The following is a 25,954-nucleotide window of genomic DNA, read 5'->3' on the forward strand; positions in this document are numbered from 1 at the left end:
TGGCATGACAGTAAATTTAAATGAAGAACAATATTTAAACCTTCTGCGCTATGTTTTAGCAAATGGCCATCAAAAGGATGACCGGACTGGGACGGGGACTAAATCGGTTTTTGGTTACCAGATGCGTTTTGACTTAAATAAAGGTTTTCCAATCTTGACAACCAAAAAAGTACCATTTGGGTTAATAAAAAGTGAATTACTATGGTTTTTACGTGGTGATACTAATATTCGCTTTCTTCTTCAACATAAAAACCATATTTGGGATGAATGGGCATTTAAAAAATGGGTTGAAAGTTCCGACTACCATGGCCCTGATATGACAGACTTTGGGCATCGTTGGCTAAAAGATCCTGAATTTAAAAAAGTTTATCTTCAAGAAAAAAAGGCCTTTTGTGATCGTGTTTTGACTGATGATGAATTTGCAAAGAAATATGGCGACCTAGGATTAGTTTATGGTAGTCAGTGGCGGAAATGGCAAACTAGCCAAGGTGAGACAATCGATCAAATTGCAAATGTAATCCAGCAAATTAAAACAACACCAGATTCTCGGCGAATGATTGTCTCTGCTTGGAATCCAGAAGATGTTCCTTCGATGGCTCTTCCACCATGCCATACGATGTTTCAATTTTATGTCAATGATGGGAAATTAAGCTGCCAATTGTATCAGCGTAGTGCAGATATTTTTCTTGGGGTTCCATTTAATATTGCTAGTTATGCCTTATTAACACATATGATTGCTCATCAATGCGGTTTGGGGGTTGGTGATTTTGTTCATACACTTGGTGATGCTCATATTTATTTAAATCATCTTGAGCAGGTAAAAGAACAGTTAGAGCGAACTCCTCATCCAGCTCCGCAGTTAATCCTTCCAGCGGAACCAAAGCCAATTGATCAGTACGAAATGGCTGACATTAAATTAGAAGGATATACTTCTGAACCAGCAATAAAGGCTCCGGTAGCTGTTTAGGAGGGCTGGCTATGAGTGAAGTAAGTTTAATATGGGCAGAAGACTTGGGAGGATGGATTGGCAAAGAAAATGCTATCCCATGGCATGTTTCCGCAGATATGAAGCATTTTCGCCGTCAAACTTTAGGACATCCAATTATTATGGGACGAAAGACCTTGGAATCCCTCGGCAATAAACCACTGCCTAAACGAGAAAATATTGTTTTAACTAACCGCCAACTTAATACTTCCGAACTAATCGTTATGCATTCTTTGTGTGATTTAACAAAGTATCTGCAAGAACATGATGCTGAATATTATGTAATTGGCGGAGCGACTATTTATAAACAATTGCTCCCGCTTGCAACAAAATTATATCGAACTGTTATCAATAGAAAGATTAATGGGGATACAAAAATGCCAACGATCGATTATGATCGTTGGCACCTAGTTAAACAAACAGATTATAATGAGGCTGGTCAGCTAGTTTGTCGCTTTGAGGAGTGGCAATTAAACGTATAGTAAAATCGAAAAGTACATTAAAATTGTTCCGATTAAAACAAAAATATGCCAAATGAAGTGTGTATATGGAGTTGGCCGACTATAAAAGAGGGCACCAATTGTAAACGCAAGGCCTCCAAGTAACAATAGACCAAAGCCGATTGGCCCTAATGCGCGCCATAATGGCATAAAAGCAACTAAACAAAGCCAACCCATTAGAATATAGATAATGGTAGAGTATTTGCTTTTATGCTTGAGCCAAATGCATTTATAAACTATTCCAATAACAGAAAGTCCCCAAATAACACCGAAAATAGTCCAACCGAGCCAGCCACCGATACTAACAAGACAATAGGGAGTGTAAGTGGCTGCTATCAGGACAAAGATCATTGAGTGATCTAAAATTTGAAATACTCGCTTGGCACGAGTAAAAATAAGCGCGTGGAACAAGGTTGATGAGAGGTAGAAAAGGATTAGCGCACTACCGTAAATGGTAAATGTTACTATTCTCATAGGGCTGCCGGTATGAACTGCTCGAATGATTAATAAAATCAAACCGGCAATTGATAGACTGGCGCCAATTCCATGCGTAACAGCATTACCTATTTCGATTAAAAGGGTATTGCGATTCCTAGTATTATTTTCTGTATTCATCAAAAGACCCCTTTCTAAAGACCAATGAATTCTCAAATTATTTTTGGTATACTATATGAATAGTAATTAGTCTTACAAAATTAGATAGAATTGAGTATAATAGTATTTGAAATTGATTATCTAGTTTTGATTACTAGATAATTATAGCACAAATTGTTCAGGAAGAGTGGTAAGTTTCATGGCAAAGATAAAAATTGTTTGTGACTCATCGGCTGGATTAACTGATGAAGAAATAAAAAAGTATGACATTACAATTATACCATTAAGTGTAATGATTGATGGGACGGTATATGTTGAACGTGAAACGATAACAAATGATCAGTTCCCTGCAATGATGCAAAATGCTAAGGCATTACCTAAGACATCTCAACCACCAATTGGTAAATTTGTTGATGCATTCGATAAATTAGGTGAAGATGGCAGCGAAGTATTATGTGTTACCATGATGGAATCAATTAGTGGAACAGTTCACGCAGCAGAACAAGCTGCGGGGATGACGAAGACAAAGGTTACTGTTTATGATTCTCAGACAACAGATCAAGGGATGGCTTTTCAAATTGTGGAAGCTGCTGAAGTGATTGAAAACGGGGGCAGTGTTGATGATGCTATTGCAAAGATGCGAGAAGTTCTTAATAAATCTAAACTCTATCTTGCAATTGATAACCTTGATAATTTAGTTGCTGGAGGACGAATTAGCAAGTTTGCTGGAGCTGTTTCAAATCTTCTTAACATTAAAGTTATGCTTCAAGTATATGGTGGTCAAATTCATATCGAGTCTAAGGGGCGCGGCTTAAAATCTATTCATAAAGAATGGGGCAAAATTCTTGATGAAATGGTGAGAGGGCCTAAAGTTAAGAAAATTGGTATATCCCATGTAGATGCTGGTAAAGAAGTAGAACGATTACTAGCAAACTTAAAAGAACTTTACCCTCATATTGACGTCATAGTTAGAGAAACAGTGCCAATTATTGCAACTCATACGGGAATGGGAGCTTGTTGTCTCCTATACTATACTGAATAATATAATAGCTAAGATAACTATCATAGTAGTTGTAGGACATAAGCTAGCTTATTGCGTTATTTCTAAATTAATCGTAAAACTAGCGAGGCTGAGAAAAAGCAGAGGTTTTTTCTCAGCCTTTATTTCTTAAAATAATGAGGTACAGTAGATGAAAAAGTGGAAACAATTATTATTGGTTGGATTGATCATGGTTGGGATTATTGGTGGAGGATGGTACGTCTATAATCATTCAACTAAGACGATGACTAATAACATTAAGTCGGTTGCACCAAAATATGTTGAGAAAAAAAACGTCAAGTTAGTTGCGCTTGGAGATTCTCTTACTCACGGCCAAGGAGATGAGGATAACAATGGTGGCTATGTTGGAATAATTAAGAATAAAATAGAACACCGTTATAAGCGGACCAACGTTACCACCGTCAACTATGGAGTGACTGGTGATCGGTCGGATCAGATTCTTGACCGGGTGAACCAGCAATCGCAATTACAAAAAGATTTGCAAACTGCTGACGTGATTACAATTACAGTTGGTGGAAATGACTTAATGCAAATCCTTGAGAAGAACGTTATGGACTCTGAAGCTCAGGTTACCGATAGTGTTCATAAGGGTGAAAAAACGTATCAGCAAAAGCTAACGAAATTATTTAATGCCGTTCGAAAAGAAAATCCCAATGCCCCGATTTTTGTAATGAGTATCTATAATCCTTTTTATACCTATTTTCCAGATGTAACGATAATTAATCAGTCTATTAGTGACTGGAATCAAGTAACTAAAGATACAATGGGGAATTATCGTCATATGTACTTCGTTGATATTAATAAGGTGATGTCTTATGGTCAATACCAGACAAAGAGTCAACGCCAGGAACTATTAAAGGAAGAAAAAAAGGCGAACCAAGGAAAAGTAAGTCAAAAGCGGGTAATCGAAATTATGAATCATAAGGATCAAAACTTGAATAGGTATATTTCAACTGAAGATAATTTTCATCCCAATCATGCTGGATACAATCAAATAGCCACTTATTTGTTTAAATCAATGGAAAAACACGACAGTTGGGAATTTACGAGGAGGTAAAGATGAATAAGACTGAAGTGAAAAATATTAATTGGTGGAAATGGGCTTTTTTCTGTCTAGTTGCAGTAATCCTTATTGGCTGTGGAATAGTGATAAATAAAGCTACAGCACCTTCTCCTAATATTACAGTTACTAAACCGGTTAAACCAAGCGATTCATCAGTTACGGTTGAATTAAATAAAAAACAGGTAAATGCATTAGCAGCAAACTACTTGAATGAATTTTTAAAGGGACAAAAAGTTCGTTATGATTTTATTGTTGGTGATAAATATGCTACTCTGACAGGGAATACCAAATTTTTAGGAGCTAATGTTCGTTTTGCAATTAACTTCATTCCAGAAAGATTGCGTGATGGGAATGTTTTATTACGAGCAAAAGGATTAACCGTTGGACGGTTAAATATTCCGATTAAATTTGTAATGGGCTATATTGCTAAGAACTATGACATTCCTAAATGGGTGACAATTAATCCATCGAAAAAAACAGTTTTATTAGACCTTAATCGGTATAGTAAACATCGTTCCTTAAAATATTCTGCTCAAGAGATAAATATGGCAGCAGGTCAATTTAAATTCCTCATTACGGTACCAACAAATAATCATTAGGATAGGGGGAACACCAAAGTGCGAATGAGTTTTTATCAATTTTTAATGACACAGAGAAATCCTAATAGTGCAGATGAAGTTCAACAATTTGCCAATAACGCATTTTTTGACTCAGCATTTCCCAAACAATCGACCGATTTTGAAGAAATATCTAAATATCTAGAAGAAAATGCAGATTATCTACCGTCGATGACAATTTTTGATGAGGCATGGCAACGTTATATTGATGCAATGAATTAAGGAGGAGAGAAAAATGGCAACAATCCAGTGGTTTCCTGGGCATATGGCAAAAGCATTGCGACAGATTCGCGAGCAGATGACACTGGTAGATATTTTATTTGAATTAGTTGATGCCCGAGTTCCATATTCGTCACAAAATCCAGAAGTGGCATTAGCAGCGGGAGATAAACCTAAACTATTAATTATGACAAAAACAGATCTTGCTGATCGTCAAAGACTAAATGAATGGCTGACTTATTTTAAAGATCAGGGGCAACCAGTTTTGGCCCTTGATTCACGGCAAAATAATGTTGCAAAAATTGTTACTGCTAAAAGTAAGGAAATTCTTCATGACAAGCTTGCCGATGAGCAAGCAAAAGGAATGAAGAAGAGACCAATAAGAGCCATGTGTGTAGGAGTCCCTAACGTCGGTAAATCAACGTTATTGAATCACCTTGTAAAGAAAAATGTTGCCGCTACTGGCAATCGGCCTGGAGTAACTACCGGCCAGCAATGGTTGCGATCGTCTGCTGAATTGGAGCTTTTAGATACTCCAGGAGTGTTATGGCATAAGTTTGCAACTCCTAAGCAGGGAATAATGTTAGCACTATCGGGGGCGATTAAAGATAGTTTGTATGCCAAAGATGATGTGGCTATATTTGCTCTTGAATACTTACGTCAACACCAGCTGGAAAAATTAAAAGAGCGTTATCGCTTAACTGATGCAGATTTAGACGAAAGTGTTACCAATCCTGATTTGTTATTAACCATTACAGCTAAGATGGGACTTCGTGATGATTATGATCGTGCGAGTGAGCGATTGATATTTGATTTGCGAAAAGGAAAATTGGGACCAATTACTCTTGAAGTTCCTGGTGATTTAAATGAGGATGGCCTAAATGAGTAAAGAAACGATCAGCCAGATAAAGGCGCACCTTCAGACAATAAAAAATCTTGATGATCCTTATCTCCAATTGCTAGTTAATGATTCGCGCAAAGGCGTTCAAACAGCAATTGACCAATTAAAACGACGCTTAGCCCGTCAGCAGGAAGCCTATGCAGCCTTTAAGAAAAGATTTAAATATGAAGAGTACTACTGGCAAAATGGTTGTCAATATGTTGCGGGGATGGATGAAGTTGGCCGAGGACCTTTAGCAGGACCAGTTGTTACATGCGCAGTCATTTTAAATGCAGATTTTGACTTAATAGGTGTAACTGATTCAAAGCAATTGAGCCGAAATGAACGTGAAAAACTCTATTTAAAGATTATTAACGAGGCTGTTGAAGTAAGTATTGCAGTGAATGATCGGGCAGCAATTGATAAATTGAATATTTATGCCGCAACACAGGATGCTATGATTCGCGCTGTTAACCAGCTTCACCATCGACCAGATCACCTGATTGTTGATGCTGTTCCTTTAGCACTTGATATTCCGCAAACTACTTTGATTAAAGGAGATCAAAAAAGTATTAGTGTCGCAGCTGCTAGTATTGTTGCTAAAGAATACCGGGATCATTTAATGCGCGATTACGATTACGTCTATCCTGGATATGGTTTTGCCCAAAATATGGGATATGGGACGAAGGAGCATTTAGCAGGCCTTGAAAAATTAGGTGCTTGTCCGATTCATCGTCATTCATTTAGTCCCGTTCAAAAATATTTAAATTAAAAAGTGCATTTTTAAAAAGTTTTCGTATATATATCTATGAGGATATGTTTATGGAGGCTTTTTTATGTTACAAGTAAATACTTTTTTATTACGCTTGAGTTTATGCCGTGGAATCAGCTTAGTATCAAAATACCGTTTATGGGAGTGTGCGCAGCGAACGCGCTGCTTTAATAATCTCAATTTTTTAATTGAGCATTCCAACATCAGTTTGCGAAGTGCAACCGCATTTAAAAATAACTGGACTAGTACGGCTTTAGATGAGGCGATGAAACTGAATGAACAGGAACAATTTATCACAATTGCTGACCCACTGTATCCACTAACCCTAAAAGAAACCTATTGTCCGCCATTAGTCCTTTTTTACCGCGGAAATTTGAGCTTGCTTCATCAATCGTCAATCGGTGTCGTTGGTACTCGTCAAATTACGGCCTATGGTCAGAGCGCGCTAAGAGGGTTGTTACCACCCCTGATAAAAAGACAGGTGGTTGTAGTTAGTGGTCTTGCACAAGGAGTTGATGGCTTTAGTCATGAGCTGACGTTAAAGTATGACGGACAAACGATTGGGGTAATTGGTTGCGGATTAGATCAGGCATATCCGCACAGCCATCAGCAGTTACAAGACAATGTGGCTAGTCGCGGATTATTGATTTCTGAATATGGACGAGGGGAACCGCCACTCGCTTATCATTTTCCCGAGCGAAATCGAATTATTGCAGGGTTAAGTGAAGTTGTTTTAGTAGTAGAAGCAAAAAAGCGTAGCGGGAGTTTGATTACGGCTAATATTGCGCTTGATGAAAATCGAACGGTTTGTGCTGTACCAGGACGAATAGATGCACCGCTGTCAGTTGGTTGCAATAGTCTGATTGCTGCTGGGGCTAAACCGATTTTGAAGGCGCAAGACCTTCTTGATGAATTTCGCTTAAATTAATAAGACTTGATTTATCGGCTGTTTTTGATTAAAATATTTTTTTCAGTTAGAGATTATATTTGACATATGATGGTCAAATGGATTAATAATATTATTGAATGAAATATTAATAAATGTTAGGAGCCTACCAAAATGGCAACCAAAGCAACCAAAACGGCGACTAAAAAGACAACGCGTCGCCGCTCAAAAATTAAAAAGAATTTGGTGATTGTGGAATCACCATCAAAAGCGAAGACAATTGGGAAATTCCTTGGCCGATCTTATAAGGTCGTTGCAAGTTTAGGGCATGTACGGGACTTGCCAAAGAGTCGGATGGGGGTCGATATCGAACATGACTATACACCAGACTATATCTCGATTCGTGGTAAGGGCGATGTAATTAAAGAATTACGAAAAGATGCTAAAAACGCTAAAGCAGTCTATTTAGCTTCTGATCCAGATCGGGAAGGGGAAGCGATTGCTTGGCATGTTTCCAATATTCTTAAGCTTGATGATGACCAAAAAAATCGGGTTACTTTTAATGAAATTACTAAAGATGCAGTTAAAGAAGCATTCAAAGAACCGCGGACAATCAATATGGATTTGGTAGATGCCCAGCAAGCACGACGGGTATTAGACCGATTAGTTGGTTATTCAATTAGTCCGATTCTTTGGAAAAAGGTGAAAAAAGGCTTGAGTGCTGGTCGTGTGCAGTCAGTTGCGCTTTATCTGATAATTCAGCGGGAAAATGAGATTAAGAATTTTAAGCCCGAGGAATATTGGACAATTGATGCCGATTTTAAGAAAGACAAAGATGAATTTAAGGCTAGTTTTTATGGTGAAAATGGTAAAAAAGTTGCCTTGAAAAATAATGATGATGTTCAAAAGGTCCTTGCTAAGATTGATAAGAAAAAAGATTTTGAAGTTACAAAAGTTACTAAACGGGAGCGGCGGCGGCAACCGCAACCGCCATATACCACGTCAACAATGCAGCAGGATGCTAACCGGCGCTTGAATTTCCGAACGCGAAAAACAATGATGGCCGCGCAAATGTTGTATGAGGGAATTGATATTAAAGAAGGAGCACCAGTGGGGTTAATCACCTATATGCGGACGGACTCTACCCGAATTGCATCAGTGGCAAAGCATGAAGCATCAAATTATATTCATGAAAATTATGGGAGCGAATATGCAGCTATTAAGCCGGTGAAGGGAAAATTACCTGAAGGAGCTCAAGATGCTCACGAAGCAATTCGACCAACTTCTGTGTATCGGACGCCGGCTAAAATGAAGCAGTACTTAACGAATGACCAATACAAACTGTATAGCTTAATTTGGTCGCGATTTGTTGCTAGCCAAATGACAGCAGAAGTAATTGATACTATGAGCGTAAATTTACAGCAGAATGGTGTTGACTTCCGTGCAAATGGGTCTAAGGTTAAATTTCCTGGTTTTACTAAAGTTTATAAGCGTGGTAACGAAAAAGATAACGTATTGCCAGAATTGACAGAAGGCGATCATGCACAGATGATTAAGGATGATCCGGCACAGCACTTCACACAACCACCTGCTCGGTATACAGAAGCGGCACTGATTAAAACCTTGGAAGAAAATGGTGTTGGACGACCGTCAACTTATGCTCCAACTCTGGATACGATTCAGCGGCGTTATTATGTCCGGTTAGTATCGCGACATTTTGAACCTACCGAACTTGGTGAAATTGTAAATACAATTATTGAAAAGCAGTTCCCAGATATTGTAAATGTTCAATTTACCGCAGACATTGAAGGTAAACTTGATGAGATTGAAGAAGGAAAGCAAAATTGGATTAAAGTAGTCGATAAGTTCTACCAACCATTTTCTAAAGAGGTCGATGCAGCTGAAGAAGAAGTTGACAAAATTGAGATGAAAGATGAATTGGCTGGTACTGACTGTGAAATTTGTGGCGCCCCCATGGTAATTAAAATGGGACGCTATGGTAAGTTTTACGCTTGTTCACGGTTCCCTAACTGTCGTAATACTAAGGCAATTGTAAAGGATATTGGAATTGCTTGTCCTAAATGTAAAGTAGGAACTGTTGTTGAGCGGAAGTCAAAGAAAAATCGAACTTTCTATGGTTGTTCCCGTTATCCTGATTGTGACTTTGTTTCATGGGATAAACCGATTGGCCGAAATTGTCCGAAAGATGGTCATTTTCTTGTTGAAAAAAAGGTCAAGGGAGGTAAGCAAGTTATTTGCCCTAACGGTGACTACGAAGAAGAAATTCAAAAGTAAAAATCTTTTGGCAATTTTACTTAATTTTACTAGTAAAAGCTATTGAAAGAGCTTCCAAAATCTGCTATTGTGCGTTTGGAAGCTTTTTTGTATACTTAATGTTAAACGCTTATCATTTGAAGGGATCGATAACATATGATTACTTTACAGAACCAACAATTAACTATTCAAATTAACGAATTAGGTGCCCAGTTACATAGTATTAAGCGTCTGGACAATCAGATTGAATACTTATGGCAGGGTGACCCCGCTTCATGGAAACGGCAAGCGCCCATCCTTTTTCCTTTTGTTGGGCGTCTAAAGAATGATCAATATAGCTATGCCGGAAAAACTTATCATCAGACTCAACACGGCTTTGCTCGAGATCGGCAATTCAATGTTATCGAACAAACGCCGACAATGGTAATAATGGAACAACATGATGATGATAAAACCTTGCAGGTATTTCCGTTTTCCTTTAACCTTCAAGTAAAGTATGAATTACAGAATAATAAGTTGGCGGTTAGCTATCGGGTAATAAATCCAAGTGCGGATAAAACTTTAATTTATGCAATTGGGGCCCATCCGGGATTCAATATGCCATTAACGAAGGCGGGAGTTTTTAACCGTACAAAGTTAAGCGTTTGGCCAGCGGAAGAGTATTCACGGGTACTTTTGGAGGGACCTTATAATGACTTAGAGCATCCGCAACTAATTGACATGAAAGAAGCACGAATGCTTGATCATGATGATTTTAATCACGATGCCATCATTTTTAAGACAGATGGCGGTCACTTTACAGCAAAATTGACGGACACGGTGGTTAATCATGGAGTAACTGTTGATACTTTTGATACTGAATATGTTGGCATTTGGTCCCAATATCCAGCGACGGCACCATTTGTGTGTGTTGAACCTTGGTGGGGAATTGCTGATAATATAAATGCTGATGGTACTTTATTGCATAAACAAGGAATGCACCGCTTAGCACCAGCAGAAGAAGATAATTATAAGTTTAGTATTGAACCATTTTAAAAATAAAAATGAGAGGCAACAAAAAATGCTGTCCTCTCATTTTTATTTTTGCTTTTTTTGCCGTAGATAATAACCTAAGCCAAACTTAACCATTGACTCTTTTCCTGACAAAATTCGATGAATATTTGATATGTGCCGATAGACGACAATTGCTGTTAATATTCCGGCGACAATTGCTAATATCCAATCGCGGGTAAAAAGGGCGATGATAAAAATTGCAGATATGCCGACCATACTTGCCATACTAACCATGCTGGTTAGGCAAAGAACGGCAATGAAGATTAAGCAGGCAATTAAGAAAAGAAGCGGGTTGTAAGCCAGCAAAATACCAGCGCTGGTTGCAACGGCTTTACCACCTTGAAAGTTATCGAAAATTGAGGCTGTGTGTCCCAAACTGGCAAACAAACCAATCAATAACGGATTGACTGTTCCAGAAACACCTAAAAAGTATGGTTGACTGGCAGCAAGGGTCCCCTTTAGCACGTCAATAATAAGGACGACAACACCAGCTTTGAAGCCAAGAGTTCGAAAGGTGTTGGTAGTCCCGATATTGCCGCTACCAAGTTTACGAATATCCTTATGGTAAATATATTTTCCAATCCATAGACCAGTGGGAATTGAGCCGAGTAAATAGGCGATGATAATCATCCCGAGAATTTTAAAAATCATTATAAATAGCTCCTTAATAATAGCTTCCACAGCTTTTAAGCATAGCATGAATAAAGACTTTTCACCACTGGTAACCTAAGATTTATAAAATGAATTTGCTAAAGCGCGAACTTTTGAGTATCATTCAATATGGATTGAATTTGTTTAGTTTTTATCTTTACAATCAATAAACGTAAATGGTACAATAATTTTTCGAACATACGTTTAGATATTAAATTGGCAATGGGAGGTCATTTTGTGGCCAAAAAAGAAGTAACATATGATGCCTCATCGATTCAAGTATTAAAGGGTCTTGAGGCAGTACGAAAACGTCCGGGAATGTATATTGGATCAACAGATTCACGAGGATTACATCACTTAGTATACGAAATTGTGGATAATGCCGTTGATGAAGCATTATCAGGGTATGGTGATGAGATTAATGTCACAATTGAAGCAGACAATTCAATAACGGTTCAAGACCATGGTCGGGGGATGCCAGTAGGTATGCATGCGTCAGGTAAACCAACACCTGAGGTTATTATGACCGTATTACATGCAGGTGGAAAATTTGGACAATCTGACGGTTATAAGACATCAGGGGGGCTTCACGGGGTAGGAGCTTCTGTAGTTAATGCTTTATCGACTCACTTAACCTTAACAATCGTTCGTGATCATGTACGCTATCAAGAAATTTTTAAGAATGGTGGTCAACCAGTAGGTAGCTTAAAGAAGCTTGGTAAAACCAAAGCTGGCAATGGTACTACAGTTTCTTTTAAACCAGATCCGAAAATTTTTTCAACAACTGTTTATGATTACAACACTTTGGCTAACCGACTACGTGAATCGGCATTCTTGCTTAAAGGGATAAAGATTACCCTTACTGATAAACGTGCAGGGCAAGAAAAACAAGAAGTATTTCAGTTTAATGATGGAATCCAAGAGTTCGTCTCCTATCTCAATGAAGGTAAAGATATTTTGGGCAAGACCCTTTATTTTGATGGTAAACAGGATGGTGTAGAAGTAGAAGTAGCGGCACAATATAACGATGGATATTCAGAGAGCCTCTTATCTTTTGTTAATAATGTTCGGACTCCCGATGGCGGAACTCATGAAGCGGGATTTCGCAGTGCCTGGACAAAGACGTTTAACGAATATGCTAAAAAAGTTGGCTTACTAAAGGCTACTGATAAAAATTTGGAAGGTAGCGATGTTCGCGAAGGTCTTACTGCAGTAATTTCGGTACGAATTCCAGAACGATTACTTCAATTTGAAGGGCAAACAAAGGATAAGCTTGGAACACCAGAAGCACGTAAAATTGTGGATGCCATTGTAAGTGAACAACTTGGCTATGCGTTAATGGAAAATGGCGACTTTGCACAAATGCTGATTCGGAAAGCATTAAAAGCACGGGAAGCACGGGAAGCTGCCCGAAAAGCACGTAATCAAGCCCGTGGTGGAAAACGCAAGAGCAAAAAGGAACGTAACCTTTCCGGAAAGCTAACACCGGCTCAATCTAAGAACGCAAAGAAAAATGAACTTTTCTTAGTCGAGGGTGATTCGGCGGGAGGATCTGCAAAACAAGGCCGTGATCGAAAGTTTCAGGCAATCTTACCATTACGAGGAAAAGTTCTTAACACGGAGAAGGCTAAACTTGATGATGTTCTTAAAAATGAAGAATTAAATACAATTATCTATACCGTTGGTGCTGGTGCCGGGTCAGAGTTTAATGTTGACGATGCAAATTATGACAAGATTATTATCATGACTGATGCCGATGATGATGGTGCTCATATTCAGATTTTACTTCTGACTTTCTTTTACAAGTATATGCGTCCGATGATTGAAGCAGGGAAGATCTATATCGCATTGCCTCCGCTTTACCGCATTCAGCGCGGACGGGGGGCAAAGACACAGATTACATATGCGTGGACAAATGATGAATTAGCTAAAATGTCCAAAGAAATGGGTAAAGGCGCTCAACTGCAACGATTCAAGGGTCTTGGCGAAATGAACGCCGATCAATTATGGGAAACAACTATGAATCCTGAAACACGAACCTTGATTCAAGTACGGATTGAGGATGCAGAATTAGCGGAACGACGGGTTACAACGTTGATGGGGAATAAAGTCGAACCACGGCGTGAATGGATTGAAGAAAATGTTCAGTTTACATTAAGTGACGATCAAGAGTCCGATAAACTTGTTGAGAATAAAGGTCAATTGCCTCCTTCAAAGGAACCGACAATCAACACATGGAATTAAAGAGAAGGGAATAAAGCTTTGTGAGAAACGGTAAAATTGAAAGCATGACGCTGGAACAGATTATGGGTGATCGTTTCGGACGTTATTCAAAATCAATCATTCAAGAGCGAGCATTGCCAGATATTCGTGATGGTTTAAAACCGGTTCAACGGCGAATTTTATTTGCCATGAATAAAGACGGCAACACATACGATAAAGGATTTCGTAAGTCTGCTAAGTCTGTTGGTAATGTCATGGGTAATTTTCACCCGCACGGAGATAGTTCAATTTATGAGGCATTAGTGCGGATGAGTCAGGACTGGAAACTCCGTGAACCATTAGTTGAAATGCATGGTAATAATGGTTCAATGGACGGGGACCCGCCTGCTGCTATGCGTTATACTGAGGCACGTTTGAGCAAGATAGCGGGCTTGATGCTTCAAGATATTGATAAAGATACGGTCGAAATGACCTTAAATTTTGATGATACGGAAAAAGAACCGACCGTTTTACCCGCCCGTATTCCTAATTTGTTGGTAAATGGTGCCACCGGGATATCAGCTGGTTATGCTACTGAAATTCCAACGCATAATCTCAGCGAGGTACTAGATGCCTTAATCTATTTAATCAAACATCCAACGGCTTCTCTTGATAAATTAATGGAATTTATTCCAGGACCTGATTTTCCAACAGGAGGAATTATCCAAGGAATTGATGGAATACGAAAAGCTTATCAAACGGGCCGGGGCCGCGTGGTTGTTCGCGCTAAAACGGAAATTGAAACTTTGCGGGGCGGACGTCAACAAATCAATGTGACTGAGATTCCCTATGAAGTAAATAAGGCACAATTAGTTAAGCGGATTAATGATTTACGGTTAGCTAAAAAGGTCGAAGGAATTGCAGAAGCGCGGGATGAGACTGATCGAAGCGGTCTGCGGATTGCTATTGAGTTGAAGCGGGGCGCTAATGCAAATGGTATTCTTAATTACTTGCTAAAAAATACTGATTTGCAAATTAACTATAACTTCAATATGGTAGCGATTGATGATCAGCGTCCGATGCGGGTCGGCTTAAAACGTATCCTAACTTCATATTTAGCATTTCAAAAGCAAATTATCCGTCGGCGGACTCAGTTTAACCTTAATAAGGCTCAACGTCGTCTTCATATTGTTGAAGGATTGATTAAGGCATTATCAATTCTTGATCAGGTTATTAGAACCATTCGGGCCAGTAAAAATCGTAAAGATGCTAAATTAAATTTAGTAAACGAATACGATTTTACGTCTGAACAAGCAGAAGCAATTGTTACTTTGCAATTGTACCGGCTAACTAATACTGATGTAACTGAATTAAAAGATGAACAAAAACAGCTTAACGCCAAGATTAAGGAATATCAGTTGATTCTGACTAATGATGATGAGCTAGCAAAGGTCCTTACTAAAGAGATTAGGACGATAAAAAAGCAATTTGGTAATCCTCGACGGACAAAGATTGAAAATCATGTTGAGAAACTTAAGATTGACACTAAAGTTACCGTTGCTAATGAAGATGTAGTTGTCCTAGTGTCACATGCAGGCTATATCAAACGGAGTAGCATTAGGTCATTTAAGGCATCCGAGGCCAATGAGAACGGCTTACGTGAAGACGATTATCCATTACTTATTCAACAAACTAACACGCTTTCACATCTCTTTATGTTTACTAACCTGGGACACGTTATTTACCGGCCAATTCATGAAATAAGTGATGTACGGTGGAAAGATACAGGAGAGCATATTTCTCAAACGATTGGCTTAGCCGATAACGAAGAGATTATTAAGGCAATGATTTTTGATAAATTAGATCAGCCGGGCACATTCGTTATGGGAACCAGTGACGGACAAGTAAAGCAAACTGCTGTCAGTGAATATAAGCCTGGATCACGTTATAAGAGCCATGCTAGTGTTGCAATCAAGCTAAAAGATGATAATGCTCGTGTAGTTAGTGTTGATTACTATGAACCGACAAACGAAAATCAATCATTACTGACGATTAGCCGGCAAGGATATGCAGTTCGCTATGATGTTGCAGATGTACCAGTGACTGGTATTCGGACAGCTGGTGTTCGAGCGATTAACTTAAAAGATGATGATCGAGTAATGGATCAAGTGTTAGTTAAGGATGGACAAAATATTGCGGTGATCACACAACGGGGAGCCTTTAAGGAAATGCCAGTTGATGATATTGATGTGGGGGCACGTGCTCGACGCGGTGAGTTAGTTTTGCGCCGTCTAAAGTCTAATCCTCATGAGATAGCAGATTTTGTTGCATATAATCATGATTATGAAGGGGCCTTTGAGATTATTACAGATCGTCCAGCTTTTCAGGATGTAATGGTTGCTGACCATCATTTAGGATCAATAAAATCTAACGGAACTTTTGTTATTGATACAGATACGCAAGGCGAACCTGTCAAATTGCGATTGAAACAAGTCAATATCCTAGAGGAGGAACCAGTGGCACAAGACTAAAGTTAAGGGAGGTAGCGAAAATGGCGTATATTAAAGAAATTAGGGGCTTAGTTGGGCATCGTCCACTAATTATGACAAGTGCATCTGGGGCACTATTAAATAATCAAAATGCGGTCTTGCTTCAAGAGCGTGCAGATACAGGTGATTGGGGATTTCCTGGCGGTTATATGGAATATGGCGAGTCGTTCGGCATGACAGTTAAACGTGAATTTAAAGAAGATGCCGGAATCGAAGTAGCTCCTATAAAACAATTAGCGATTTTAGACCAAAATTTCTATACGTATCCTAATGGTGATCGTGTCCAGCCTGTTAATGTTTTTTACTTAGTTAAAGCAGTTAACACCAAAGCTTATAAACCAAAAGTGGATGAAACAAGGACAATTCGTTACTTCTCATTAGCAAAACAGCCACCACGATTTTTTAATGATCAACATCAACAAATGTGGGAAATTTTAAAACATTTCGTTCAAAAATAAGTAAGATATTTAATAATTATTCTTTAATCTGCTAACTTCCATGATAGAATAAGACATGTAGATTGTTTCACGTACTAGCATAATCTAGTAATAAAGTAGTGAACAAACAGGAGGAATTTATATGAGCAAAGAATTAGTATTTGGACACCAAAAGCCTGATACAGATGCGATTACTGCTGCAATGGCATTTTCATATTTCCAAAATCAATTAGGATATGAAACAGAAGCGGTGGCCCTTGGCGAACCAAATGATGAAACCAAATTTGCATTAAAGACATTTGGTATGGAAGCACCACGGGTAATTAAGACTGCTGCCAATGAAGTAGATAAAGTAATGCTTGTTGACCATAATGAACCACAACAAAGTGTCAGTGATATTGATAAGGTGACTGTAACCCACTTGGTTGACCACCATCGGATTGCAGGCTTTGAAACTGCACAACCACTTTGGGCAACAGTTCGTCCTTACGGGTGTGTAAGTACAATTATTACTGAATTATTCCAAGAAAAGCACATTAATATTCCAGCCAACTTAGCTGGAATGATGCTTTCTGCAATTATTTCGGATACTCTACTCTTAAAGTCACCAACGACAACCGATCATGATCGTGAAGCTGTTAAGTACTTGGCAAAAATCGCTGGGGTTGAAGACTATGAGAAATACGGTATCGAAATGCTTAAGGCTGGTACAAACTTGGGTGCTAAGTCTGATGCAGATATTGTTGATGGAGATGCTAAAACCTTTGAACTTGGCGGCAAAAAGGTTCGTATTGGTCAAGTAAATACAGTTGACTTGGATGACGTCTTTGCTCGTCAAGCAGACTTAGAGAATCAAATGCAAAGTTTAATGGATGACAATAGCTACGACCTGTTCTTACTAGTGGCTACTAATATCTTGAATAGTGATTCAGAATTATTAGTAATTGGTGATCCGGCTGAAAAGGTTGAGGCAGCGTTTGGTAAGAAGCTAAATGAAAAGAAGCGGATGAGCTTACCTGGTGTTGTATCACGGAAGAAGCAAGTTGTTCCTCCTTTGACAGATGCTTTTGAAGACTAATAACTAAAAAATATATAAAGGCTGAGCTATTGGATAGTTCGGCCTTTTTTGAGCAAAAAATTATACTTTTATCTTAAAATGTTTAAAATAATAACTATTGATAGATACAAAGGGGTGGATAAGGATGAACATCACTTTTACAGAAGGAGCAGTTAATCGTCTAAAACGGTATGATTTATCAAATAAAAAAATGCTACTAGATTTTGATGATGGTGTTGGACCGTTTTCTGCAGTTGGTAGTTGTAGCTTGGACGGTGCCTATCGTCTAATTCTCGTTGCCAAAGACACTAAAACGCCTGATTATGATGAGAAAATTAATTCTAATCTTGGCGATGTTTTTATCAAGCACCATACTGCTGTTCAATTTGATAATGAGATGGAAGTCCGGTTTAATCCACGGTACTTTACAATGCCGCTTGTTAGTCCACGAAGAGTGCTAACTGATAATCTAGAAGTGCTTGATTTAAGTGATACTGACCCAAGTGCACAGTTCGACAAAGCACACGATTGTTAGAATTAGAAAAATCCTGTCAATGATGGCAGGATTTTTGAGTTATAGGATGAAGCGGAATACCACTGTAGTAATTATACCGATGATGCCGACAACTGTTGCATACATAAAATGTTTATGATCCTTTATATTTTTCATTGTTTGCCGTCCCATTAGGATAGTAAATACCGCCCAGCCGAAAGCAGCAATCAGCAGGATATATAGTTTCCAATTAGCAGGTAAGTGATGGTAAAAATCACCATAAAACACCATTACACCAATAAACATTACAAAGGCGTAGGCGTAATTGTCACGACGAAAATTAAAAATAAAAAGATAACCAAAAAGACAAACCAACAATAAACTAATAATATCAGTCAAAACCATCCGCACTCACACTCCTTTATAAATTATTATAGTTAATCAGCCCTTAAATATAAAATGTTAAGAAGTAAGAAGAAATAATATGATATGATTAACTTGATAGATTATATAAGGTGGTGCAAGCCGTGAAGAAAAAAGTAATGCGTCAAGAAATTAAATTGTTAACTGAAGAGAATCGTCAATTACGGCGGTATACTTTATTCGCATCAATGGGGATTACACTAAGTTTGGCAATAGGCTTAGTTAGATTAATACACAAGCACTAAAAAAGTACTCAGGTCTTTGCTCGGCAAAGTCCTAAGTACTTTTGATTTAGCAGTTTATTTTGCAGCTTTTTCTACTTCTTCGCGTGTTTTGACATCATTTACATGTAATTCAAACTTAACCAGCTTGAGTCCCGTCATTTTATCAATTGCCCGTTGAACTTCGGAACAGACGGCCTTAAATATTTCTGGTGCACTCTTACCATATTCAATTGTTGCATCCATTTTTAGGGCAACTTGCTTTTCACCAACGTCAGCATCAATTCCTTTAGTCGGGTTACTACCAGATGTAACTTTGTCCGCCAGCTCGCTAAACATATTTCCGTCTAAGGAAAGGATTCCCGGTACCCGACTAGCGGTAATGCCGGCAATTTTTTCGATGACCTGGTCGTCAAAGGTTAATTGCTCGTCGATTGTTTTAGTGGTTGTATTTGTTGTAGTTGTCATGTTAATTCCTCCTCAGAATTAGTTGGCAAGTTTGTCTAACATTTTAATAGCGAGCTTATTTAGCGAATAGCCCTTGGCATCAAGAATATAGCCAATTCCGCCTAAAATAATGGTTGCTAAGAGAATCCCAATCATCGGGAAAAATCCCCACATGATCCAACTGATACTAATAATCAGTCCCATAATGACTCCAATAGTTGTAAGTTTCATAATGGTTGCACCTCCTTAGACGATGACGACTGATTTTTTATCATTGTAAGGGCGTAAATTAACTCTTAATTTATTAAGGTCAATGTCAAAGCCTTGTTTAAGATCGTTCCTGATAGTCTGAAGTAGTGCAGAATGAAGTAATTGTGGATTTGTTCGTTTAGACATCATTCCATTAACTACAACATCTGCTTTATGATTGTGTCGATGCATTCGTAATTTAATTGCTGGATTGTAAAGATCGTATTTGGCAATCGAAGTTGTTAAACTATGTTCGACTGCTTGACGATCAACCTGTACTTTATGAGCTCCATCTTCAGCAATTATCATTTGCTTAGTTGTCGTTGGTCGGAAAATTGCAACAGCCATTACGGTTAATGCAACGATAATTAAAAATCCAGCAACTCCAGCAGAGAATTGTTGCCCAATAGGACTATGCAACCAGTCATTAATTGGAATCGTCCATTCTTGGTCACGGTATACCCATAATAGGATTACAACCGTTCCAACAATTATTTGGAGTAACATCGCAAACGAGATCCACCATTTTTTCCATGCGGTCATAAGCATCACTTCCTTTCAGAATCTATGAGTTACTTTTGCTATGAATTAAGCATAACATGGTAGAAAACGCTTTACGTCATTTGGTTAAAGCTTAAAGGTAAAGTTAAGCTTGTAGTAACAGAATATTCATAGTTAATAAAAACGTCTTGCAATAAAACAGTTGTTGCAAGACGTTTTTATTATTTATTTTGTCTTTCTTGGAGTTTTGCAATTTCAGAATAAGCAGGAGACAGCATTTCTTCTACTTGGATAAAGAGAGGGGTGTAACGTTGATATACTTTAACGGCGGAGGGGTTAGGTTGGTAAGAACTAACATTGCCGATTAACTTTTGCGATGTATCAAGGCTATCAACCATTCCTAAACTCTGCATTGCCATGATTGCGGCACCTAAGCAGCCCGACTCAAAGGAATCGGGAATATTGACTGGACAATTTAAGATATCTGCTAATATTTGGCGCCAAACTGCAGAACGGGCAAAACCACCTGTAGCAGTGACACTTGCTGGTTCACCAACTAATGCCCGAACAGCCTGAAAGACAGTGGCAATGTTCATACTAATACCCTCCATGACGGCGCGTAACATATCAGCGCGGGTATGGATCTGTGATAAGCCGAAGAAGCTGCCACGGGCTTTTGCATTCCATAACGGCGCCCGCTCTCCACCTAGAAATGGATGGAAAAGTAAGCCGTGAGAACCAGCTGGAACTCCTTCGATTACGTGATTAGCAAGGGTGTATGGGTCAACATTTTCATTCTTTACGGCGCTACTGTCGACAAGGTGTTCAACCGCCCATTGATAAACATCACCACCGTTGTTAAGGGGACCGCCAACGACCCACAGCCCTTTATTAATCGCGTAGCAGAATAACCGCCGCTCTGGATCAATGACAGGGTGGTCAGTTACAACTCGAACAGCAGCAGAGGTTCCGATTGTAATTGCAACAGTATTCTGTTTGGTAGCACCAACACCGATGTTAGAGAGGGCGCCATCATAGGCCCCGTAAACAAACGGCGTGTCTGCAGGGATTCCTAATTTAGCTTGTGCAGTCGTTGTTAGTCCGGTTGCTTGGGTAGTACCATCAACGATTGTGGGGAGCTGGTCTTTAGTAATACCAGCTAGTTTTAATGCTTGGTCATCCCATTCACCAGTTTTGATATTCATTAACCCGGTACATGAGGCAATTGAAATATCGACGTTAAAATCATTAAATAGCCGGTGAAAAAGGTATGCCTTAATATCAGCAAAGTAAGCAGTCTGGTTAAATAACGCAGGTTCGTCTTCTTTTAACCAAAGAAGTTTTGTCAAGGTCGACATGGGGTGAACAGGAGTACCAGTTTTCATGTAAAGCTGCTGTCCTTCTGTCATCATTTTTAAGTTATCAGCAGCTCGCTGGGCCCGACTATCAGCCCAGGTAATTAAACGTGAGAGTGGTTTTTTATCCTTATCAAGCAAAAGGAGACTTTGGTTAGCACTGGAAACTCCAACCGCAAGGATTTTTCCTTGATTAAGGTCAGCCTTGGCAGCAACATCGTGGATTGCTTGTTCTGCGGCATTGATTACTTCTTCAGGCTCTTGTTCAGCCATTCCAGCAGCATTACGATATAGCTCATAGCCATAATTAGCTTGACTGAGGATGTTGGCGTTTTGGTCATATAAAACCGCCTTTGTACTCGATGTACCAACATCAACTCCAATTACGTAGTTCATTTAACGATCTCCTTTAATAATTCAAATTAATTCTCTATAATATTATAACTCTAACTATTATATTCTAAAGTGACTGGTGTGCAACGATTTCAACGGGTAAAAGTGTTGTTGAACTGATAAGTTTTTCTTCTTTGATTTGTCCTAAAAGTTTTGTTGCTGCCAGATTACCCATGAGTTCCATGTCTTGTTTCAAGAGAAAAATACCATTATCAACGTATTGTGACCATTCCCAATCATCGAAACTAACGAGACCGATATCTTCTGGAAATGAAAGATTTAATTCCTTAAAGATTGCCAAGAGATCAAACAGGATTGGCCCCATCAACGAAACAACCGCGGTTTTTCCTTTTAATTCATTTAGTTGCTGTAAGAAAGTTTTTGCCAGCCACTTACGATCATGTCCACGGGTTTCAATATTATGATAGCTAAGACCGTTGTCAATGGCAGCAACCTTTAGCCCTGCAATTCGGGGGATTTGTCCAGAAGCTTCCGCAAAATGAGCACTAACGGTTAAAATATTTTGATACCCCTTTTGGTACAGAATCTTACCAAGGTTGTAACAGGCATCCCGATTGGCTGAAGTCACTTTTCCGATATAAGATGGTTGGTCGTCGACTTCCCGATCAACGATTACGAGCGGGATATCATTTTGTAAAGCCGGGGCAAATTGACTAAAGTGACGAGAATTAGGCTGGACAATAATTCCATCAACACGTTGCTGATAAAGGCGTTCGAGAGCGCGGTGCTCATTTTCGCGGGAGTTATTTGTATTCATTAATAAAATATCATAGCCTGCTTGTTGAAGGACATCATCAATCCCTTTCGCAAGTAATGATGAGAAGGGGTTTGAGATGTTACCGACTAAGATGCCGACAACATGACTGTGATCTTGTCGTAATTGACGAGCAGAGGCAGTTGGTACAAAATGTAGTTCTTTAATTGCCTTTTCAACTCGTTTGCGGGTTGCTGGACGCATTTTTTCGTAGTGGCCATTTATAATTCGTGAAACAGTAGTAACTGAAACGCCAGCTGCTTTAGCAACGTCAGCAATAGTTGTGTGTTGCGTCATAAATTTATTCATCATCCTTATTAATACTACTATTAAAAGAATACCAAAACAGAGAAAAAGCGTCACTAGCTAATTGGGCTAGGACGCTTAATTGATTTAAATAAATAATGAGATGGCGTAAACAGCACCTAAGCCGGCGAGTGCTAAGACAGAGGTTAAAGTTGTCCAGGAAAGAAGGGTCTCTTTTAATGATAGGCCGAAGTATTCTTTAATCATCCAAAAACCAGCATCATTGACGTGCCCGCAAAAGACAGAACCAGCACCGATTGAAAGAACCATTAACGTTGCCATTACGGAGTTTGCTCCGAATTGTTGTGCCATTGGAACGACTAATCCCGCAGCAGTCATGGCGGCAACAGTGGATGAACCAAGTGACATCCGTAATAAGGCCGTAATCAGCCAAGCAGCTAAGATTGGTGAAATGCTTGTTTGGGCGAACAGTCCGGAAATGTATTTTGAAATTCCACCATCAACCAGCACTTGTTTGAAAGCACCGCCACCACCAATGATTAATAGCATAACGGAAATTTGTTTGATTGAATCAGCTAGGGCAGTTGAGATTTCTTCCATTTTTTTATTGCGCCGTAAGCCCATGGTAAAGATGGCAAAGATTAGCGATAGTAACATTGCAAGATCGGGAGCACCGACAAATTGGATAAACTCATTAACTGGATTGCCCTTTGGCAAAATAAATGAACAGATAGTAGCAAAGGCAATCAAAATAACTGGCATCATGGCGGTTATTACTGAAATGCCGAATTTTGGCGTTTCATCAAGCTTGAACTCCTTGTATTCGCCCAGTACAGAAATATCAATATTTTTTCGATAAACTTGTGGGTAGACTTTTTGTAATACCCAGTTGTAGACAGGACCTGCGATGATAATTGTCGGAATTGCAGCTAAGATCCCAAGCAAAAGGACATGACCAAGGTTAGCACCAAGGATATCTGTAATTGCAGTTGGCGCAGGGTGTGGCGGTAAGAATGCGTGGGTTACGTTTAGGGTTGCTGCCATTGGAATGCCTAGGTACATTAATGGCATATCGAGTTCTCGTGCAATGATAAAGATAATTGGCAAAACAACGACGAGACCAACTTCGAAGAATAATGCTAAACCAATGATGAAGGAGGCAAGGATAACGGCGACTTGAATCCACCGTCGGCCAAACTTATTGATCAAGGTTGTGGCAATCCGGTAACCACCACCGGCATCAGAAACGAGTTTGCCAAGCATGGACCCAAAACCGAAGATAATGGCAAGGTGTCCCAGCTGACCACCAATCCCAGACTCAATGGTGGCTGGGATCTTAGTGAGTGGTAGGCCAAGCAATAAACCGACAATAAATGAAGTGATTACTAAACCAACAAAAGTATTCATTTTGAGTTTAACAATCATAAAAATAAGGATAATAACTCCGATTAAAACAATGAGTAAAGGCATAATCATAACCTCCTAGTGAGTAGCTTGCTGTTGTAATTTAGCGATTGTTGAGTAAGCTGGCGTCAAGAGCCCTTCAACTTGTTGGAAAAGCGGCAAGTAATTCTGATAGACGCTTACGGCTTCTTGATTTGGCTGATAGGAACTAATATCACCAATTAAGCTGGTAATAATTTCGTAGTTATCAATAAGACCAAGCCCCTTCATTGCCATTGTGATTGCTCCAAGACAGCCAGATTCAAATGAATTGGGAATGTTTACCGGACAGTTTAAAACATCAGCAAGCATTTGCCGCCAAACTTCTGCCCGGGCAAAACCGCCAGTTGCGGTAACGCTTGCAGGTTCGCCAACAAGGTCACGAACAGCTTGAAAAACTGTAGCAATGTTCATACAGATTCCTTCCATTACAGCGCGTAACATATCAGCGCGGGTATGCATCTGAGATAAACCAAAGAAACTACCGCGGGCATTGGCATCCCATAGCGGAGCCCGTTCGCCACCGAGAAATGGATGGAAAAGGAGACCATGGGCACCAGCTGGTACGCCGGCGATGACTTGATTGGCAAGGGTATAAGGATCGATATTTTCGTTTTTCACAGCACTAGCATCAACCAAGTGTTCAACTGCCCACTGGTAAACATCCCCACCGTTGTTTAACGGACCACCGATAACCCATAGTCCTTTGTCTACAGCGTAGCAAAATAGTCGTTGCTGGGGATCGATGACTGGATGATCAGTTACGACTCGCACACCCGCGGAAGTACCAATTGTAATCGCAACGGTGTTCTGCTTAATTGCGCCAACGCCAAGGTTTGATAATGCACCGTCAAATGCGCCATAGATAAAGGGGGTATCGGCGGGGATGTTCATGTTCGCTTGGGCTGTTGGCGTTAAGCCCGTTTCTTGAGTAGTTCCGTTAACGATTTCTGGTAATTGCTTACGGCTGACTTTAGCGAGACCTAGTGCTTGCTCGTCCCAATCACAAGTGTTGACATTCATCATTCCTGTACAAGAAGCAATTGAAACGTCTACCTTAAAAGTGTTGAAGAAATGATAAAAAAGGTATGATTTAATATCGCCAAAGTAAGCAGTTTTGTTTACTATTTCTGGTTTCGTTTTATGCAGCCACATGATTTTAGTTAGTGGCGACATGGGGTGGATCGGTGTTCCAGTCTTAGCGTAGATTTGCTGACCGGCTGGACTTTGTTTCAGTTCAGTAGCAACTTCGCGAGCCCGGGTATCAGCCCAGGTAATTACACGTGAGAGGGGATTAAAGTTATTATCGAGCATAATTACGCTTTGGTTAGCGCTCGAAAATGATACCGCTAATAATTTTCCGTTTGCTAAATTTGCGCGTGCTGCCGCATCATGGATCACCTTTTCAACGGCTTCAACGATTGCGACGGGATCCTGTTCGGCCATGCCGGTTGCGTCCCGATAGAGAGAATATCCTTCGCTAAATTGATCTAAGACAGTTGCATTTTTGTTGTATAGAACTGCTTTGGTGGAAGTAGTTCCAACATCGACACCAATAAAATAATCCATTGTACTTATTTCTCTCTTT

Annotated in this window: 26 protein-coding genes; 16 read left to right on the top strand and 10 right to left on the bottom strand. The window is 39.4% G+C overall.

The features are described from left to right. The first annotated feature begins 4 nt into the window (after window positions 1-4). Both DTK66_RS05720 and DTK66_RS05725 read left to right on the top strand, forming a co-directional pair. A complete protein-coding gene (locus tag DTK66_RS05720) occupies window positions 5-967 on the top strand; it encodes a thymidylate synthase (protein ID WP_191668046.1) in 963 nt (320 codons plus the stop codon). 11 nt (window positions 968-978) lie between these two features. Further along, window positions 979-1,467 carry a dihydrofolate reductase gene (locus DTK66_RS05725; RefSeq protein ID WP_191668047.1) on the top strand — a complete coding sequence of 163 codons (489 nt, stop codon included), beginning with the start codon at window positions 979-981 and terminating at the stop codon, window positions 1,465-1,467. On the opposite strand, the gene trhA is transcribed toward DTK66_RS05725, so the two are convergent. Beyond that, window positions 1,456-2,100 (bottom strand): PAQR family membrane homeostasis protein TrhA, encoded by a 645-nt coding sequence (gene trhA / locus DTK66_RS05730; RefSeq protein ID WP_153930704.1) that lies wholly within the window; start codon window positions 2,098-2,100, stop codon window positions 1,456-1,458. The genes DTK66_RS05725 and trhA overlap by 12 nt on opposite strands. A gap of 178 nt (window positions 2,101-2,278) precedes the next feature. Between trhA and DTK66_RS05735 the strand changes: the two genes are divergently transcribed. From DTK66_RS05735 to DTK66_RS05775, 9 genes are all read left to right on the top strand, one after another. Further along, on the top strand, window positions 2,279-3,121 hold the full coding sequence (locus DTK66_RS05735) for a DegV family protein (RefSeq protein WP_191668048.1): 843 nt from the start codon (window positions 2,279-2,281) through the stop codon (window positions 3,119-3,121). Between the two features lie 148 nt (window positions 3,122-3,269). Then, window positions 3,270-4,196, top strand: a complete 927-nt coding sequence (locus DTK66_RS05740) for an SGNH/GDSL hydrolase family protein (protein WP_191668049.1) — start codon at window positions 3,270-3,272, stop codon at window positions 4,194-4,196. Window positions 4,197-4,198: 2 nt separating this feature from the next. Beyond that, complete coding sequence (locus DTK66_RS05745; RefSeq protein ID WP_191668050.1) at window positions 4,199-4,801, top strand: YpmS family protein; 603 nt, start codon at window positions 4,199-4,201, stop codon at window positions 4,799-4,801. A gap of 18 nt (window positions 4,802-4,819) precedes the next feature. Beyond that, window positions 4,820-5,041, top strand: coding sequence for a YozE family protein (locus DTK66_RS05750; protein WP_172971284.1), 222 nt, complete (start codon window positions 4,820-4,822; stop codon window positions 5,039-5,041). 13 nt (window positions 5,042-5,054) lie between these two features. Then, window positions 5,055-5,927 carry a ribosome biogenesis GTPase YlqF gene (gene ylqF, locus DTK66_RS05755; protein WP_191668051.1) on the top strand — a complete coding sequence of 291 codons (873 nt, stop codon included), beginning with the start codon at window positions 5,055-5,057 and terminating at the stop codon, window positions 5,925-5,927. Beyond that, the gene (gene rnhB / locus DTK66_RS05760; RefSeq protein ID WP_191668052.1) at window positions 5,920-6,690 is read left to right on the top strand and encodes a ribonuclease HII; all 771 of its coding nucleotides are present in this window, start codon (window positions 5,920-5,922) and stop codon (window positions 6,688-6,690) included. The genes ylqF and rnhB overlap by 8 nt, the downstream gene beginning before the upstream one ends. A 64-nt stretch (window positions 6,691-6,754) precedes the next feature. Next, window positions 6,755-7,618 carry a DNA-processing protein DprA gene (dprA, locus tag DTK66_RS05765; RefSeq protein WP_191668053.1) on the top strand — a complete coding sequence of 288 codons (864 nt, stop codon included), beginning with the start codon at window positions 6,755-6,757 and terminating at the stop codon, window positions 7,616-7,618. A 132-nt stretch (window positions 7,619-7,750) separates the two neighbouring features. Further along, on the top strand, window positions 7,751-9,871 hold the full coding sequence (gene topA, locus DTK66_RS05770) for a type I DNA topoisomerase (RefSeq protein ID WP_153930711.1): 2,121 nt from the start codon (window positions 7,751-7,753) through the stop codon (window positions 9,869-9,871). A gap of 135 nt (window positions 9,872-10,006) precedes the next feature. Further along, the gene (locus tag DTK66_RS05775; protein WP_191668054.1) at window positions 10,007-10,885 is read left to right on the top strand and encodes an aldose 1-epimerase family protein; all 879 of its coding nucleotides are present in this window, start codon (window positions 10,007-10,009) and stop codon (window positions 10,883-10,885) included. A gap of 42 nt (window positions 10,886-10,927) precedes the next feature. Here the strand turns inward: DTK66_RS05775 and plsY are convergent, their stop codons facing one another. Next, a complete protein-coding gene (gene plsY, locus DTK66_RS05780; RefSeq protein ID WP_191668055.1) occupies window positions 10,928-11,554 on the bottom strand; it encodes a glycerol-3-phosphate 1-O-acyltransferase PlsY in 627 nt (208 codons plus the stop codon). A 222-nt stretch (window positions 11,555-11,776) separates the two neighbouring features. On the opposite strand from plsY, the gene parE reads away from it, so the two are divergent. From parE to DTK66_RS05805, 5 genes are all read left to right on the top strand, one after another. Then, window positions 11,777-13,798 (top strand): DNA topoisomerase IV subunit B, encoded by a 2,022-nt coding sequence (gene parE / locus DTK66_RS05785; RefSeq protein ID WP_225209012.1) that lies wholly within the window; start codon window positions 11,777-11,779, stop codon window positions 13,796-13,798. Window positions 13,799-13,818: 20 nt separating this feature from the next. Then, on the top strand, window positions 13,819-16,287 hold the full coding sequence (parC, locus tag DTK66_RS05790; protein ID WP_191668057.1) for a DNA topoisomerase IV subunit A: 2,469 nt from the start codon (window positions 13,819-13,821) through the stop codon (window positions 16,285-16,287). 20 nt (window positions 16,288-16,307) lie between these two features. Beyond that, the gene (locus DTK66_RS05795) at window positions 16,308-16,763 is read left to right on the top strand and encodes an NUDIX hydrolase (RefSeq protein WP_191668058.1); all 456 of its coding nucleotides are present in this window, start codon (window positions 16,308-16,310) and stop codon (window positions 16,761-16,763) included. Between the two features lie 121 nt (window positions 16,764-16,884). Further along, a complete protein-coding gene (locus tag DTK66_RS05800; RefSeq protein WP_153931038.1) occupies window positions 16,885-17,820 on the top strand; it encodes a manganese-dependent inorganic pyrophosphatase in 936 nt (311 codons plus the stop codon). Window positions 17,821-17,944: 124 nt separating this feature from the next. After that, window positions 17,945-18,334: an iron-sulfur cluster biosynthesis family protein gene (locus DTK66_RS05805; RefSeq protein ID WP_191668059.1), complete on the top strand. Its 390-nt coding sequence runs from the start codon at window positions 17,945-17,947 to the stop codon at window positions 18,332-18,334. A 39-nt stretch (window positions 18,335-18,373) separates the two neighbouring features. Here the strand turns inward: DTK66_RS05805 and DTK66_RS05810 are convergent, their stop codons facing one another. The 8 genes from DTK66_RS05810 to DTK66_RS05845 form a co-directional block, all read right to left on the bottom strand. Beyond that, a complete protein-coding gene (locus tag DTK66_RS05810; protein ID WP_153931043.1) occupies window positions 18,374-18,697 on the bottom strand; it encodes a hypothetical protein in 324 nt (107 codons plus the stop codon). Window positions 18,698-19,014: 317 nt separating this feature from the next. Then, window positions 19,015-19,404 carry an Asp23/Gls24 family envelope stress response protein gene (locus tag DTK66_RS05815; RefSeq protein WP_153931036.1) on the bottom strand — a complete coding sequence of 130 codons (390 nt, stop codon included), beginning with the start codon at window positions 19,402-19,404 and terminating at the stop codon, window positions 19,015-19,017. A gap of 18 nt (window positions 19,405-19,422) precedes the next feature. Continuing rightward, a complete protein-coding gene (locus tag DTK66_RS05820) occupies window positions 19,423-19,614 on the bottom strand; it encodes a hypothetical protein (RefSeq protein WP_153931035.1) in 192 nt (63 codons plus the stop codon). 15 nt (window positions 19,615-19,629) lie between these two features. Next, window positions 19,630-20,175 carry an alkaline shock response membrane anchor protein AmaP gene (amaP, locus tag DTK66_RS05825; RefSeq protein ID WP_191668060.1) on the bottom strand — a complete coding sequence of 182 codons (546 nt, stop codon included), beginning with the start codon at window positions 20,173-20,175 and terminating at the stop codon, window positions 19,630-19,632. 179 nt (window positions 20,176-20,354) lie between these two features. Continuing rightward, complete coding sequence (locus DTK66_RS05830; protein ID WP_191668061.1) at window positions 20,355-21,884, bottom strand: gluconokinase; 1,530 nt, start codon at window positions 21,882-21,884, stop codon at window positions 20,355-20,357. A gap of 64 nt (window positions 21,885-21,948) precedes the next feature. Continuing rightward, window positions 21,949-22,968: a LacI family DNA-binding transcriptional regulator gene (locus tag DTK66_RS05835; RefSeq protein ID WP_191668062.1), complete on the bottom strand. Its 1,020-nt coding sequence runs from the start codon at window positions 22,966-22,968 to the stop codon at window positions 21,949-21,951. 81 nt (window positions 22,969-23,049) lie between these two features. Next, complete coding sequence (locus DTK66_RS05840) at window positions 23,050-24,393, bottom strand: gluconate:H+ symporter (protein WP_153931031.1); 1,344 nt, start codon at window positions 24,391-24,393, stop codon at window positions 23,050-23,052. Between the two features lie 12 nt (window positions 24,394-24,405). Further along, window positions 24,406-25,935 carry a gluconokinase gene (locus DTK66_RS05845; RefSeq protein ID WP_191668063.1) on the bottom strand — a complete coding sequence of 510 codons (1,530 nt, stop codon included), beginning with the start codon at window positions 25,933-25,935 and terminating at the stop codon, window positions 24,406-24,408. Window positions 25,936-25,954: the final 19 nt, after the last annotated feature.

The organism is Limosilactobacillus walteri (genome assembly GCF_014830205.1).
In the GTDB taxonomy this organism is placed as follows: Bacteria; Bacillota; Bacilli; order Lactobacillales; family Lactobacillaceae; genus Limosilactobacillus; species Limosilactobacillus walteri.